The sequence below is a fragment of the Pedobacter frigoris genome (genome assembly GCF_005116445.1).
Taxonomy (GTDB): domain Bacteria; phylum Bacteroidota; class Bacteroidia; order Sphingobacteriales; family Sphingobacteriaceae; genus Pedobacter; species Pedobacter frigoris.
On sequence record NZ_SWBQ01000001.1, the window covers coordinates 941127 to 956738 of the forward strand.

15 protein-coding genes are annotated in these 15612 nt (G+C 39.8%); 11 read left to right on the plus strand and 4 right to left on the minus strand.

What is annotated here, in order from left to right; genetic code table 11:
- Positions 1 to 16 precede the first annotated feature (16 nt).
- The gene (locus FA047_RS04170; RefSeq protein ID WP_136834707.1) at positions 17 to 604 is read right to left on the minus strand and encodes a GIN domain-containing protein; all 588 of its coding nucleotides are present in this window, start codon (positions 602 to 604) and stop codon (positions 17 to 19) included.
- A 40-nt stretch (positions 605 to 644) separates the two neighbouring features.
- The gene (locus FA047_RS04175; protein WP_136834708.1) at positions 645 to 1718 is read right to left on the minus strand and encodes a hypothetical protein; all 1074 of its coding nucleotides are present in this window, start codon (positions 1716 to 1718) and stop codon (positions 645 to 647) included.
- A gap of 158 nt (positions 1719 to 1876) precedes the next feature.
- Here FA047_RS04175 and FA047_RS04180 point away from each other — a divergent pair, with 158 nt between their 5' ends.
- The 11 genes from FA047_RS04180 (at position 1877) to FA047_RS04230 (ending at position 12567) form a co-directional block, all read left to right on the plus strand.
- Positions 1877 to 4111, plus strand: coding sequence for a heavy metal translocating P-type ATPase (locus tag FA047_RS04180; protein ID WP_136834709.1), 2235 nt, complete (start codon positions 1877 to 1879; stop codon positions 4109 to 4111).
- An 18-nt stretch (positions 4112 to 4129) separates the two neighbouring features.
- Positions 4130 to 4339 carry a heavy-metal-associated domain-containing protein gene (locus tag FA047_RS04185; protein ID WP_136834710.1) on the plus strand — a complete coding sequence of 70 codons (210 nt, stop codon included), beginning with the start codon at positions 4130 to 4132 and terminating at the stop codon, positions 4337 to 4339.
- On the plus strand, positions 4336 to 4899 hold the full coding sequence (locus FA047_RS04190) for a helix-turn-helix domain-containing protein (protein WP_136834711.1): 564 nt from the start codon (positions 4336 to 4338) through the stop codon (positions 4897 to 4899). Before FA047_RS04185 ends, FA047_RS04190 begins: the two co-directional genes overlap by 4 nt.
- A gap of 229 nt (positions 4900 to 5128) precedes the next feature.
- On the plus strand, positions 5129 to 6667 hold the full coding sequence (locus FA047_RS04195) for a SulP family inorganic anion transporter (RefSeq protein ID WP_136834712.1): 1539 nt from the start codon (positions 5129 to 5131) through the stop codon (positions 6665 to 6667).
- 60 nt (positions 6668 to 6727) lie between these two features.
- On the plus strand, positions 6728 to 7423 hold the full coding sequence (locus FA047_RS04200) for an HAD family hydrolase (RefSeq protein ID WP_136834713.1): 696 nt from the start codon (positions 6728 to 6730) through the stop codon (positions 7421 to 7423).
- On the plus strand, positions 7420 to 8256 hold the full coding sequence (locus FA047_RS04205; RefSeq protein WP_136834714.1) for a phosphoribosyltransferase family protein: 837 nt from the start codon (positions 7420 to 7422) through the stop codon (positions 8254 to 8256). The genes FA047_RS04200 and FA047_RS04205 overlap by 4 nt, the downstream gene beginning before the upstream one ends.
- Before the next feature lie 4 nt (positions 8257 to 8260).
- Positions 8261 to 8815, plus strand: coding sequence for a TerD family protein (locus FA047_RS04210; protein ID WP_136834715.1), 555 nt, complete (start codon positions 8261 to 8263; stop codon positions 8813 to 8815).
- Between the two features lie 6 nt (positions 8816 to 8821).
- The gene (locus tag FA047_RS04215; protein WP_136834716.1) at positions 8822 to 9436 is read left to right on the plus strand and encodes a TerD family protein; all 615 of its coding nucleotides are present in this window, start codon (positions 8822 to 8824) and stop codon (positions 9434 to 9436) included.
- Between the two features lie 20 nt (positions 9437 to 9456).
- Positions 9457 to 10554: a toxic anion resistance protein gene (locus FA047_RS04220; protein WP_136834717.1), complete on the plus strand. Its 1098-nt coding sequence runs from the start codon at positions 9457 to 9459 to the stop codon at positions 10552 to 10554.
- 9 nt (positions 10555 to 10563) lie between these two features.
- On the plus strand, positions 10564 to 11526 hold the full coding sequence (locus FA047_RS04225) for a hypothetical protein (RefSeq protein WP_136834718.1): 963 nt from the start codon (positions 10564 to 10566) through the stop codon (positions 11524 to 11526).
- Positions 11527 to 11574: 48 nt separating this feature from the next.
- A complete protein-coding gene (locus tag FA047_RS04230; protein WP_136834719.1) occupies positions 11575 to 12567 on the plus strand; it encodes a TerC/Alx family metal homeostasis membrane protein in 993 nt (330 codons plus the stop codon).
- 84 nt (positions 12568 to 12651) lie between these two features.
- On the opposite strand, the gene FA047_RS04235 is transcribed toward FA047_RS04230, so the two are convergent.
- Positions 12652 to 13968, minus strand: coding sequence for an OmpA family protein (locus FA047_RS04235; protein WP_136834720.1), 1317 nt, complete (start codon positions 13966 to 13968; stop codon positions 12652 to 12654).
- Between the two features lie 230 nt (positions 13969 to 14198).
- Entirely contained in the window at positions 14199 to 15584 is a 1386-nt protein-coding gene (locus FA047_RS04240) for an MBL fold metallo-hydrolase (protein WP_136834721.1), read from the minus strand.
- Between the last annotated feature and the right edge of the window lie 28 nt (positions 15585 to 15612).

The following is a 15612-nucleotide window of genomic DNA, read 5'->3' on the forward strand; positions in this document are numbered from 1 at the left end:
ATTGCCAAAGGCTGCATTATAGTTTTATTACTTTTCCCGATCCGCTGATTTTTGAATCTATGACAGGGTTGCCCAGGTAATAGATTTTACCGCTTCCGCTTATTCTGGCTTTTAGGTTTTCTAAAACCTTTATTTTAGCATCGCCGCTGCCTGAGATATCAATATCGGCTTTTTTTGCCTCCAGTTTTTCCAGGTCAGCTTCTCCAGATCCGCTGATGTTTACTTTGAAAGAATCGTTAGCAGGAAATGCGTCCTTGATATCGATTTCGCCACTTCCGCTTAGTGAGACATAATTGATGACTGGGAGGGTTATGAAAATCTCAATATCATCCCTGTGTACATTCACGTGTTCATATTTCAGGTATAAAATGTTATTCATCACCTCTGTTTTGAAACGGGGAACCAGGTTGTCTGAGCCTTTTAAAACCACTTTATATTCAGAACCGTGACTGACATGGATGTTGCTGGACCCGCTTCCGTTTATTCCCGTAAAATTGCCTGGGTTGCGGGTTTCTGTGATTTTGTCGCCACTTGCAGCGATTCTGTCTTTGCTGCATGAGGTAAAAACTATTGCGGCACATGCCAAAAGAATAAAATGTTTCATGATGTTGTTGTTTGTATTGAATGATAGATTAATGTTGTTGTTAGAATATCACGTGGATTCCACCGGTATAACCAGCGTATAGACCCTGAAGGTTGTCGCCCCATTTGTTTTCCCACTGATGCAGGTATTTTTTGGTCAGCTTGCGTCCTTCAAGTGTATTGGTGTTTACATAATTTATGGAGGGACCGGCAAATATCTCCAGGAAAGGAGTGATTTTGAATGCTGGCAATACTCTTAATGTTGTTTTGAAATATTCACCTTTTTTGAAATCTTCAAGGGAAAGGACAGTTGCTTCAGCATTTAATCGGAATGACTTAGATTGGAAGAAATGAGCTCCAAAGCCTGCTTCAACAGCATAAACTTCATCTTTATTTTTAAAGTTGTAACCTATTCCGAGGATTCCGTATAAGACTTTACCTCCGGATCTAAAAGTGAGCATTGCATTTTGAGTTTCATCCATACTCGCGCCAATACTCTTTTCTCCATTTTTTATGATGTTGATCAATCCGATCGGATGGTCGCTGCTATCGGCCACATTAATAAAACCCGCGATCTGAACACCTTTGACTTTTCGGGCTACATTGATAAAACCTGCAAGCTGTGAACCTTTCACATCCTTTGCGGTGTTGATAAAGCCTGCAAGCTGAGAGGCCGTGATGTCTTTTGCAATATTTGCAAATCCAGCCAGCTGCAGACCGTCGATGTTCTTTGCGATATTCGCAAATCCTGCAAACTGTCCACCTTTAACATTGCCTGACGCGATGTTTGTGAATCCGGCAAACGCAAATCCATCGCCCTCTCCGTAGGTATTCATAAATCCTGCAAATTGAGCGCCTGAAGCTTTCTTTAATATGTGGTTAGAAAAACCTGCGAACTGCGCGCCATGGGTATTACCCTTTACTACATTGGAAATTCCGGCAAATGACAGCCCTTTTTCCTCTGCTGATATGCCCCCCAGCAGATTGATAGAAAGATTGTTGGTGTCTAAAGGAGAATGTGTGCCATTCGAGCTTATCGGATAGATAAGTCCTAGATGTACCTTTCCCGGTATTTTGTTTTGTGCGGTAGCGGTTAAGCCCGCTGCTAATAGAATAGAAGTAATTATTGATTTCATTGTTGCTTATTTTAGAGTAAGACAACAAGATTGAAATGTACCCCTACGTGGGTAAGAAATATTTTTAGGCTTATCCAAATTATATAATATTTAAACCAGATTATATAAGGAAATAGCTTCCTGCAGGCTGTATTTTTGTGGTGTAAATAATATACGAGATGTCTTTACAAGAAAATACAGAAACGATTTCATTGCCGGTATTGGGCATGACCTGCGCGGGATGTGCCGTTAGCGTTGAATCTATGATCGCCGCGCAGGAAGGAGTGGTTCAGGCAGAGGTAAACTATGCAACGCAGAAGGTAAAGGTCGTGTATGATCCAAAAGTCGTCACTACTGAAGACATGCAAAAAGCAGTTCAGGGTGTAGGTTATGATTTGATCATCGATGCGGAAAAAGGAGATGAAAAACAGAAAGAGGTTCAGGAGAATAATTATAAGTCATTAAAAAATAGAATTTTAGCAGCTGCTATATTAACTGTTCCGGTAGTGGTTATTGGGATGTTTTTTATGGACATGCCATATGGTAATTACATCATGATGCTGCTGACAGCCCCTGTTGTGTTCTATTTTGGTAAGAATTTCTTTATCAATGCCTTTAAACAAGCGAAGCACCAGAAAGCAAATATGGACACATTGGTGGCATTAAGCACCGGGATAGCCTTTATCTTTAGTTTGTTCAATACTTTTTATCCTGAGTTCTGGCATGAGAGAGGATTGCATCCTCATGTATATTATGAGGCTGCTGCGGTCGTGATCGTATTTATCATGCTGGGTAAATTATTGGAAGAAAGGGCAAAATCAAATACTTCATCTGCGATAAAGAAACTAATCGGTTTACAGCCGAAAACAGTAATCAGAATAGCAGATGATGGCGAGCATGAAATCGCAATTCTGGATGTAAAAAAAGGAGATAGGCTGTTGGTGAGATCCGGTGATAAAATTCCTGTAGACGGAAGGGTTTATGAGGGGAGTTCTTTTGTAGATGAAAGTATGATTACAGGAGAGCCTGTGGCCGTGGCTAAGCAAAAAGACGATGCTGTTTTTGCAGGAACCATTAATCAGAAGGGGAGTTTTCGCTTTGTAGCCGAGAAAGTAGGCGGGGAGACCATGCTTGCTCAGATCATCCAGCTGGTGCAGGATGCCCAGGGATCAAAGGCTCCTGTACAAAAACTGGTAGATAAAATTGCGGGTATCTTTGTCCCTGTTGTCATGCTCATTGCCATAGTCACTCTGGCCATATGGATGCTGTTTGGCGGTGAACACGCTTTTACGCAAGGCTTACTTGCCATGGTAACAGTTTTGGTAATAGCTTGTCCTTGTGCTTTAGGACTAGCTACGCCGACCGCAATTATGGTCGGAATTGGTAAGGGTGCAGAAAACGGAATACTGATCAAAGATGCTGAGGCACTTGAACAGGCTTATAAGGTAAATGCCATTGTGCTTGATAAGACAGGAACCATCACTGAAGGAAAACCGAAAGTAACTTCAATAAAATGGGCTCATCAGCTTCCGGAAGAGCAGGTTTTATTGGAGCGGGTGTTCGCTGCAATGGAGCAAAACTCTGAACATCCTCTGGCCGAAGCGATATATGCTGATTTTAAACAATATGGTATAGATACAGTGTCTGTAACTGATTTTGAAAGTCTGACAGGAAAAGGTGTTTTAGCAAAATATAACGGCAAGTCTTATTGGGCAGGTAGTCATAAAATATTGAAGGATATTGGACAGGTCATTTCGGATGATTTATTGCAGCATGCTAAAGCACTGCAAGCCCGGGCACAGACGGTCATTTATTTTGCAGACCAGCAAGCGGTTCTCGCGGTTGTAGCTATCGCAGATCAGGTGAAGATTTCATCTAAGGCTGCAGTAGCTGAGTTGAAATCACTTGGTATTGAGGTGTATATGCTTACGGGAGATAATGAAGAAACAGCTTCCGCAGTGGCAAGGCAGACCGGTATAGCACATTTTAAAGCAGAAGTTCTGCCATCAGATAAGGCAGACTTTATTAAAAAACTACAGGATGAAGGAAAGGTTGTTGCGATGATTGGTGATGGTATTAACGATAGCCAGGCCCTTGCGCAGTCCGACGTTTCAATTGCAATGGGTAAAGGTTCGGATATTGCCATTGATGTTGCCAAGGTTACATTAGTTTCTTCCGATCTCCTGCAGGTTCCAAAGGCATTACAGCTTTCCAGGTTGACAGTAAAAGCTATACGACAGAACTTATTCTGGGCTTTCATTTATAATTTAATCGGCATTCCTATTGCAGCAGGAATACTATACCCTTTTAACGGCTTTTTGTTGAATCCAATGATAGCCGGAGCAGCTATGGCATTAAGCTCAGTGTCAGTAGTAAGCAATAGTTTACGTTTAAAATTGGCAAAACTTAATTAATACTTAATTTACATCATTATGCAGACTTTAAAATTTAAAACAAATATCAAATGTAGTGGTTGCGTCGCAACAGTTACACCACATCTAAATGTCCTTGAGATCGATGACTGGAAGATCGATACAGAGAATCCAGATAAAATATTAGAGGTTAAGGGAGCTGATACCCTCAATGCAAAGCAGGTTATAGAAACATTGGAAAAGGCTGGTTATAAAGCTGAAACAATATGATTTTATTTGTGAAAAATATGGTTTGTGATCGCTGCGTGCTAATTGTCAGGCAGCAATTGCAAGCCCAGGGCTTCGAGGTAGAAAATATTTCGCTGGGTCAGGTGGAGGTGCTTCCCGATCCTAACCCTACGCAATTGCAGCAGATTTCTGCTAGTTTCCAGGTGCTGGGCTTTGAACTCATCGATAAAGAAAAAGACCAGCTGATCGAGGCTGTGAAAACAGAAGTGATCAATTTGGTGCATTATTCAGATCTCAACGAGCTTAATCAGAGCTTGATGCAGTTGGTAGCTGAACGATTACATAAGGACTATGCTTACCTCAGTCGCCTCTTTTCAGATGCTGAAGGCATCACGATAGAGCGATATGTGATCCAGCAAAAGATCCAGAAGGTAAAGGAGTTGTTGGAATATGGAGAGTTGAATCTTAATGAAATTGCTTATCAAATGGGCTACAGCAGCAGCGCTCATCTATCTACTCAATTTAAATCAGTCACGGGTATTTCGCCTAGTAAATATAAAACTGCGGCTACAAAGGACAGAAAGCCTTTGGATAAGGTATAGTGATCCAAGTCTATAAGACTTTACAATCATAATATTATTTCCATATTTGCTTAGGCTTTGTGCAGGTCTTGGATAGGGGTTGGTGCGGTTACCGGACAACGCCCCAACAATACCGGCCCAACCCCGCTCCAAGACCTCAGCAAACATGGCTTTTCTATAGTCTTTCAATAGCTTTTCTAAGGTCTTTTTTATCTGCCATGCTCCAAATATAATTACCTTTATAGCGGAAATGAAATACACTACTCCTTTGTTCGACTTCTCGCAAAAGATCAATTATAAAACGGAAATTCTCGCCGGGCTTACCGTGGCCATGACCATGATGCCAGAATCCTTATCCTTTGCCATTCTGGCAGGTTTGCCACCATTGGTGGGACTGTATGCTGCATTTATCATGGGTTTGGTGACGGCTGTTTTTGGCGGCAGGCCCGGACTCATTTCCGGTGGTGCCGGGGCGACGGTGATTGTACTGATTGCCTTGATGAAATCACACGGCATTGAATATGTGTTTGCTGCGGTGGTGCTTGCAGGTCTGTTTCAAATCCTGGTAGGCTTGTTCAGGCTTGGGAAATTTGTGAGGCTCGTTCCGCAACCGGTGATGTTTGGTTTTGTGAATGGCTTGGCAATCGTGATTTTTATGGCGCAACTAGAGCAGTTCAAAACGGTGGTCAATGGCGAACTGACCTGGCTTTCGGGTGCCCCGTTATGGACGATGCTGGGACTGGTGGGACTCACCATAGCTATTGTGCTTGGACTACCGCGCATCACCAAGAAGGTTCCGGCCTCGTTAGTAGCTATTTTGGTGGTCTTTGCTGTGGTGCTCCTTTTTGGAATAGATACTAAAACAGTGAAGGATATTGCCTCTGTGAAGGGCGGACTGCCTCCATTTCACATTCCGGCAGTTCCTTTCAACCTCGAAATGCTGCAGGTGATCTTTCCCTACGCGTTGATCATGGCGGGAGTAGGGCTTACTGAAGGATTGCTGACGCTGAATCTGGTAGATGAGATCACAGGGACGAAAGGGCGTGGAAATAAGGAATGTATAGCCCAGGGCAGTGCCAACATCCTCAATGGCTTTTTCTTTGGAATGGGTGGTTGCCCAATGATTGCGCAGACGCTGGTAAACCTGTCGGCCGGCTCAAGGGCAAGGTTGTCAGGGATCATTGCCGCATTAACCATTCTCCTAATCATCCTGATCGGTGCGCCGGTGATAGAGCGCGTGCCGATGGCAGCGTTGACAGGGGTGATGATCATGGTGGCCATCGGTACTTTTGAATGGATGAGTCTCAGAATCGTCAATAAAATGCCACGGCAGGATATTTTTGTGGGGGTACTGGTGGCGGTGATTACGGTTTGGCTGCACAACCTGGCTTTGGCAGTACTGGTAGGTGTGATCATTTCTGCATTGGTATTTGCCTGGGAAAGTGCCAAGCGCATCCGTGCACGTAAATATATGGGAGCCGACGGAATCAAATATTATGAAATTTTCGGGCCATTGTTCTTTGGTTCTGTAGCAGCTTTCCAGGAAAAGTTTGATGTGGCAACAGATCCGCAGGAAGTGGTCATTGATTTTAAAGAGAGCAGGGTAGCCGACATGTCGGGCATAGATGCATTGAACAAACTAACAGTGCGTTACAAACAGGCAGGTAAGCTGCTTCGCTTGAAACACTTGAGTGCCGACTGCCGTCAGCTGCTTGGAAATGCTGCTGAGGTGATAGAAGTGAACATTCAGGAAGACCCGGATTATCGTGTGGCGACGGATAAAAATTAATAGATTTTTTGTAACATTGGGCATAAATTTTGATCATATACCCAAAAAAAGAGCGCTCAGATGCCCAATTATAAACATTATTCTTTTGATCTGTGGTTGACCCTCATTAAATCCAATCCGGCATTTAAAGCGGAAAGGGCTAAGTATTTTCATGCGAATTTTAATTCGACAGGCAAAAGTTTAGAAGAGGTTTCTGTAATCTTCAGGCAGGTAGATCTGATGGTCAACAGCATTAATGAAAGAACTGGAAAAAACATTGATGCCGATGAGATGTACCTGATGGTGATCAGTATCATCAATAACTATTCTACAGCTTTTCAGGACATAGATATAGAAGGTCTGTACAATGAAATGGAGAAATTGGTGTTCAATTATATGCCTGTAGTATACTGTTCAAATAGCCTGAATGTTTTACATCAGCTGAAAGCTTCCGGACGCAGCACTATAAGTTTATTGAGTAATACAGGGTTTATTAGGGGAAAAACGCTAAAAAAGGTGTTGAATCACCTTGAGCTGGACGGGCTAATGGATTTTCAGTTATACTCGGACGAGGTCAGAATGTCGAAACCTAATCTTCAGTTTTTTCAGCTGATGTTGGACAAAATAGATAAAGAAAAACATGTTGAACTGGGATTACACGAAATTATTCATGTTGGTGATAATCCTTTTGCTGATGTAAAAGGTGCCGAATCTATCGGTATAAAAAGTTTGCTAATTAATTCAAATCATATAACTATCTCTGAATTATTACTATGATCCCATATACCTATTCACTACATAAAATACAGCATACCAGTAGTTTTGGCTTTCATCCGGATGACTATAGCCGTTTCAAATTTGGAGATGATATGGTAGCAAAGAAATTCGGAAAGGATCTTGCACAGGGCTTTATCAAAGATTTTCTAGAGGATAATCTTGAAGGAGAGCAAATTGTTGTGATATCAAGCCCGTATTGTTTTATACCAACGGCTACTTTTGCCATGAAGAACTACTTTGTTTACGAGTTGAATCACTGGCTCGTGGAAAATAACAGAATGGTGGTACAGGAAGCCAAGGTACACAGAACCATCACTTACAAGGATGATTATGGTGCCTTAAGTGCAGAAGAGAGGATGAAACTCATTGGCAATGACTCCTTTCACATTGATAAGGATTTCCTGAAAGATAAAGTATTGTTTTTTCTGGACGATATTAAGATTACTGGCAGTCACGAAAAAATGATCATGAAAATGGTGAAAGATTACGGGCTGACGAATGATATTTTTATGCTCTATTATGCAGAACTGGTCAATCACGATATTCATCCTAATATTGAAAATTTTCTGAACTACCATCAGATAAAATCCATATTTGATCTGGATAAGATCATAAAAAGCGGTAATTTCTGTTTTAATACGAGGATTGTTAAATATATCCTAAATTGCGATTTCAATAGTTTTTCTATATTCCTGGAGCGGCAAACTGATGATTTCATTACAAGTTTGTACAACTTGTCACTGGGCAACAGCTACCACACCATAGAATGCTATTCGAAGAACCTGAATTTTATAAAGAACTACTTAAAAAATAAAAACTATAAATTGATTTAATATTATGGCCATTAACTTACAAAAAGGACAGAGAGAGAATATCGATGCCCCGAAATTTACTATTGGTTTAGGTTGGGATACAAATAGCTCTACAACCGGAACTTCGTTTGACTTAGACGCTTCTGTGTTTATACTTGATGAGAATAAAAAGTTGGTTTCAGATGATCATTTGGTGTTTTATAATAATTTAAAGTCGCCTGATGAGGCGGTGGAGCATACCGGAGATAACCTTACGGGTGACGGCGATGGTGATGATGAACAGATTAAGGTTGATCTTACCAAAGCAGGTTCAAAGGTGTCTGAGATATGCATTGTTGTTACCATACATGATGCAGAAAATAGAAGACAGAATTTTGGTCAGGTAAGAAACTCTTTTATCCGTATTTTTGATGCAGTAACCAACGAGGTAGTGTTGAAATATGAATTAGAGGAGGATTTTTCTATAGAGACAGCGATTGAATTCGGTAGAATTTACAAACGTGACAACAAATGGAAATTTGAAGCAGTGGGAATGGGCATGAAGGGTGGTCTGCAGGATTATTTAAATAAATATCAATAAGAAATTATGGCAATTAATCTTCAAAAAGGACAGCGCATCAGTCTTGAAAAAAGCAACGGAAGCAAGTTAGATAGTGTTTGTGTAGGGATCAACTGGGGTGCAATAGAGAAAAAAGGCATGTTTGGTTTTGGTAAAACCAAAGAAGCGGTAGATCTGGATGGTAGTTGCGCATTGTACAATGAACAAAAACAACTGACTGAGGTGGTGTATTTCGGAAACCTCGGTTCCAAAGATGGTGCTGTAAGACATAGTGGTGATGATTTAACCGGTGATATGGGCGGTGATGATGGATTGGACAACGAGGTCATTACCCTGGACTTTTCACGTCTTAATCCGGCAGTAAATTATGTGGCTTTTGTTTTGAACAGTTTTAGAGGACATGATTTCGGAGCAATTCCATTTGCTTCAATCCGCATTTATGAAGGTACTCCAAAGAGGGTAACCGAAGTATTTGCGAAGTATGATGTTGCAAACGGTCCCGGCTTTGCCGGCCATGTATCTATGGTAATGGGTGTTTTCTACAAGAAAAATGGCGAATGGAAATTCAATGCCATTGGTGAGCCAACTAAAGATAAAAAACTGGAAGAAACTGTGAAAACAGTAACAATGAGCTATCTATAGGTTTTTATAGAATTTAAATTATGGAAACAAACGAAAATGCTGCTCAGAGTCTTGCGCCAGCAAAAATTGACAAGGAAGGCAATGTAGACCTTACGGTATTATCTACTGAAGATGAAACGAAATATAAGGAAATTGCTAAATCATTAGAACCTTCTGATGTAAATTCTATCCTTAACTATGGGTCGGAAGCACAGAATTCAATGGAGAAATACAGTAACGATTTTTTATCGTCTGTGCGTACCTATGATAGCGGTGAAGTTGGAGGTTTGATCAACGAATTGCTTACTGAACTTAACTATATTGATGTTAATGAACTGGAGCAAAGTGGATTTAAGTCGTTTATCTCGAAGATTCCTTTTCTGAAGAAACTCGTAGTTGATGCAAAGAAACTGTTCCAGAAATATGATGTAGTAGTCAATAACGTAGATAAGATTACCAATAAGATTAAGGCAGGACGCTTAAATTCAATTAAAGACAATAGTTCTCTTCAAACAATGTTTGACAGCAATGTCGGTTACATTCATCAAATGGAAGAATTGATCATATCTGGTCAATTGAAATACAATGAGCTCAGCCTGAAGCTTGCTGAAATGGAAGGTAGACCGGCTGATTATCAGGATTATGAAATTGCCGATTTAAGAGATTTCGTGAGCAGACTCGATAAGAGACTGGCTGATATGAAGATCGTGCGTTTCATAATGCTTCAATCACTGGCTCAGATCAGGGTAGTGCAGAATAATAATACCTCTATTGCTGAGAAAGCGCAATCTATTATATCTACTACTATTCCGGTATGGAAGAACCAACTGACGATCGCTGTCGCGCTACAAAGGCAAAAAGCTAACGTTGAGATGCAGAAAAAGGTGTCGGATACTACGAATACCATTTTGCAAAAAAATGCGCAAATGCTTAAGCAAAACAGCATTGACGTAGCTAAAGAAAACGAGAAAACAGTTGTGTCGCTTGAAACTTTAAAAATGACAACCTCATCTTTAATCGAAACCTTAAATGAGGTTAAGCAGATTCATGAACAAGGTGCTCAGAGCAGAAGAGTATTGGATGGGGAACTTAAAACTTTGGAAGCAGAGCTGAAAAAGAACGTCACCCGGGTGAGTTAATTTTAACAAATGGATGAACGACGTATAAATATATTAAGGGAGTCCCGTGCAGAGATCAGCCGTTTACAGCTGCTCTCTGCTTTTTTTGCGGAAGATGCTCTTTACAAAATATATTTAAGAAGTCAGGTAATCCACCAGTTGTTTGAAAATAATGAGGAACTGGATATCGATAAACTTGAACTTTTTCATGTTCAATTTACTGCGACACTGATAGAACTACTTCGTAAGATCAAGAAAAGTAATGAAAAAAACGTGACACTGATTTATGATGAAATTTCCTTGAATAAGGAGATGATCAGGCAGATGAATGATGCGGTTTTTTCCGAAAAGAACTTTAATATCGATAAGCAGCGACAGTCCCTGAAAATCAATCAGACACTTAGAAAATTGTACCAGCTACTTTCTGATCATATAGAAGATTTTCCATTTGCAAAGGGAATAAACACTTTCAGCTCACGGTATTCTAAAGATTTTTATTACGACATCACTCCTGAACAATTAAGTAGGCTGATCGAGTATAATCCTGCTGACATGTACATAGATATGCACGCCAGCATAGAGAGGAAACTGATGGGTTTATTGTGTAAGCATGATTTTAGGACGGAATTTTTTTACGGGCTAAAATCGGGTCAACTAATTGTTGAATTGTATAAGTTTATAGATATCGACCGGTATTTTCTATTCTTCCCAAGCCGGAGTGCGTTTTTGCTATGTGAATTGTCTGAGCTCGAGGGTATAGATTGGACAAATGATCTATCGGAAAAAGGACGGATCATTCAGCAACTTGAATATAAGAATGACAAGCTTGAAAGTAGCGCTGCAGCATTGAAAACATATATACCTCAGGAAATTATTAAACTGCTTGAAGAGAATTATGTTAAGATTTCAGACATCAACTTCTTGAATCACCTGAATAATTTTGACGTTCAGGCTAACATCTTAAAAGCTATGCTGAAAACGGATCTTTTTTAGCATCTTCAAAAAATAATATTAAAAGAATACATAAAAACAAAATAGAAAATGGATAATATGATTAATCATCCCGGTGTGATCATCGGGTTTGCGATTGTGGTAGTGGTGATGTTGCTACTGGACCTTGGCGTATTTAATAAAAAGGTACATGCAGTGAGTAGCAAGGAGGCTGCAATATGGTCGATAGTCTGGATCAGCTTGTCGATGCTTTTCAGTGGGGTAATTTATATGACCTCTGGTTTCGAAAAATTTACTCAGTTTCAATCAGCTTATTGGATAGAAAAGGCGTTGTCAGTGGACAACCTTTTTGTATTTATCCTGGTGTTTGGGTTTTTTAACGTTCCTAAAGAATTGCATCATAAAGTGTTGTTTTGGGGGATTATAGGTGCATTGGTATTCAGGGCGATTTTTATTTTCGCGGGAGTAGGCTTGATTAATATAACTTATTTGCCTGAGATGACGATCTTCGGACATCTGGTTAAAATCAATATTGTATTGTTGATATTTGGTCTGTTCCTTATTTATGCAGGGATTAAATCATGGTTTGCGAGTGATGATGACGATGAAGAGAAGGATTTTAGCAAGAGTCCGGGAGCCAGAGTGATTTACAAGTTCTTTAAAGTGAGTAAAGAATTTGATGGGGCTAAATTCTTTACAGTTGAGAATGGTGTAAAGCTTGCAACACCATTGTTGGTGGTGGTAGCAGTTATTGAATTTACGGATTTGTTGTTTGCTGTGGATTCTATTCCTGCAATTTTTGCAATTGCACCTGATGACCCACTGATTCTTTATACGTCAAATATTTTCGCGATTCTGGGATTAAGAGCACTTTATTTCCTGCTTGCTAACTTTATCCACATGTTTAGCCTTTTGAAGTATGGTCTTGCAATCATTTTGGCTTTCATTGGTGTTAAAATGGTAATCGCTCCGTTCTATCACATTTCATCTCCTTTGTCTTTATCTATAGTAGGAGGTGTGCTGATCCTATCGGTAATTGCTTCATTGGTATTTGCACCTAAAGAAAGCAAATCGGCTCATTAGATATAGAAATAAATAACTTTGCTTATAGCATATAAAAAGGTCCCGATAAACTATCGGGACCTTTTTATATTAGTCAGTTAAAGACTAATATAATGTAAATTCTACCCTACGGTTTTTCTGACGACCGTCTGCAGTTTTGTTAGATGCAATAGGTTGGTTTGGACCATAACCTGTAGCTTCGATGCGTGATGGATTAGCTCCCTGACCAACAAGATAAGCCTTAATCGACTCAGCTCTGTCTTTAGATAGACGTAAGTTTAAAGCCATTGAACCAGTGTTGTCAGTATGACCAGCTAATTTCAAGCTAAAGTTTTTCTCTATCAATAAGGCAGCAACTCTGTTTAAAGTAGCGTAAGATTTCTCTCTGATAGTTGATTTACCTAAATCAAATTCAAGGTTTTTGATAGCCTCATCAACTACTCTACGATCTGCTTCAGTAATAATCACTTTTTCCTGGATAACAGGAGCAGGAGTTTTCAATGCACATCCAGCACCATCTACAACTGTGTTAGCAGGAGTACCAGGACACTTGTCAAATTTATTGGCTACACCATCACCGTCGTCATCACCCATTTCCTGAGCATATTTAGCCGCTAAAGCTTCTCTTTCTCTTCTCGCATTCTCTTCTGATGAAGATAGTGCTTTTCTCAACGCAGCACTTTCAGCAGCACTTTCTTCACGAAGGGCAGCAATAGGGCTGAAGTTTTGTAATTGAGAAGTACCTTTTCTACCCAAAGCAATTTCTAAACCTGCATGAGCATAAGAGAACCTGTCGTTAGCACCAAGGCTTACACCATCAAAATCGGTAGATTTCATGAAGTTAACTGTATAACCCAGGTCGATATTTACACCTTTCGATACACCAAGTTTGAAACCTGCACCAACCGGGATAAACCAGTTTTCTTTATATCCTGTGCTTGCGCCAAGTGGATTGTCTGTATCAACTCCAGACGACATATAACCTGCACCAATTGTTGCATATGGTGAAAGGAAATTGCGTTTCTGGTTTAAACTCATGTTCGCAATGGTAAAGTTACCACTGATAGCAGCAGACCAGTCGATTTTTGATTCAAAAGTTGATTTAGTACCACCCGCTACCTGAGCACCTCTCACTTTACCTCCAAGGAAATCAGCCTGAATACCAAAACCAGGTACAATCTGCTTTTTGATATAACCTCCGTAACCCCATGATTCGTAAGGAGTGTTAAAGTTTCCATGGTTTTTATTGTTGAAAGGAGTGTAGTGAGTTAGCATACCGCCATTAAGTCCGATAGACCATGTACGGAAATACTTCTTAGAAAACGATTCAGATGTCTGAGAGTCACCATCCTGAGCAAACAATTGCGATGATAATCCTACTAAGGATAATACCATTGCTGCTTTTGTAATTTTTGATTTCATTTTTTCTATAATTAGATATTCGTTCGATTCCGCATTTGTAAATTTTATGCTGAATATCTATAACCTTGTAATAATCCTGCCAAAGCATCGTTATCATGTTTTTTATTTTGAACGTCTTAATAATCAGTTAATTAATCATATTTCTTTAATTGATATTAAAAATCGAAAATCTGTTTGAATGATAATAATTGTGTATAGTTTACCCTACATTTTATAGAAAAAATGAAATCTTATAAGATAAAAGTTTCTCCTTTGAATGGGGTTTCAATCTGATATCCTGCTTCTTGCGCCGATTCTTTAAGGCTATTCATTCGGTTTACATCTCCATGTACCAGGAATATCTTCTGCAGTTTTCCAGCATCCTGTTGCTTTATTATCTTCATGAGATCTTGATGGTCTCCATGACCACTTAGCAGATCGGTCTTTTTTACAGTTGCATATACCATGAGGTCGCGGTTTCTCAACCTTATGATGGGATCGCCTCTCAATAGCCTATCTCCAAGGGTTCCTTTGGCACAATACCCGATAAATAGTATCGTACAATAGTAATTTTGAATATTGTAATAAAGATGGTCCTGTATTCTTCCTCCCTCAAGCATACCTGCTGATGAAATGATAATGCATGGCTCATGGTAATTTGAAACAGACATGCTTTCCTTTTTGTCATGTACATATGACAATTCTTCGAATTCAAATTCGTCACCTTCAGTATTATAAAATTGCTGAGATTCCGGATTGAGGAGATGATGATGTTTTCGGTATACATCAGTCGCAAAATTAGCAAGAGGGCTATCTACAAATATTTTGACCGAGGGAAGCAAACCTTTACTGAATATTTTATTGAGCGTATAGACCAATGCCTGAGTTCTGCCAATACTAAATGCCGGTATGATGAGTCTCCCTGGAAATTTAACGCAGGTTTCGTTTATTGTTTCTATAAGCGTATCTTCAAGTGTGCGCTCGGTACTGTGAAATTTGCCACCGTAGGTGGCTTCACAGACCAGGTAATCAACTTGTGGTATGGTTTCCGGATCAACCAAAACTGGATAGTTACTTCTTCCCACATCGCCAGTAAAGGCGATTCGTTTTTCTGTTCCATTTTCTTTTATTGTCAGCACAATCGCAGCGGCACCCAATAAATGTCCTATAGGAATAAGCATCATACTTATATTTTCATTTATAGAGAAAGCTTTATGAAAATTAATGGTCACAATTCTGTCCATTGTATCCATTACGTGCTTTTGTAAATAGAGCGGTTTAGGTCCGGTCCGGCCCCTTTTTCCTTTAGGACGCTTGTTCTGTTTGCTGATAAATATATTAACGGAATCCATTAAGAGGATTTCAGTCAAATCAGCAGTTGGCGGCGTACATAATATCTGACCTTGAAATCCCATTCTTACGAGGGTAGGGAGGTTTCCTGAATGATCTATATGTGCGTGTGTGAGTATTACAACATCAATTGACGCTGGATCAAACGGGAAATATTGATTTTCTTCCTGGTAGGTATCTTTCTCATAATCCAGTCCGCAATCAATTAATATATTGTAATCTGCCAATTGTAGTAAATGCATGCTTCCAGTCACCTGTTGTGCAGCTCCACATATAGTAAGTTTCATATTTTTTTAGTAATGAGAGTAAGTTAAC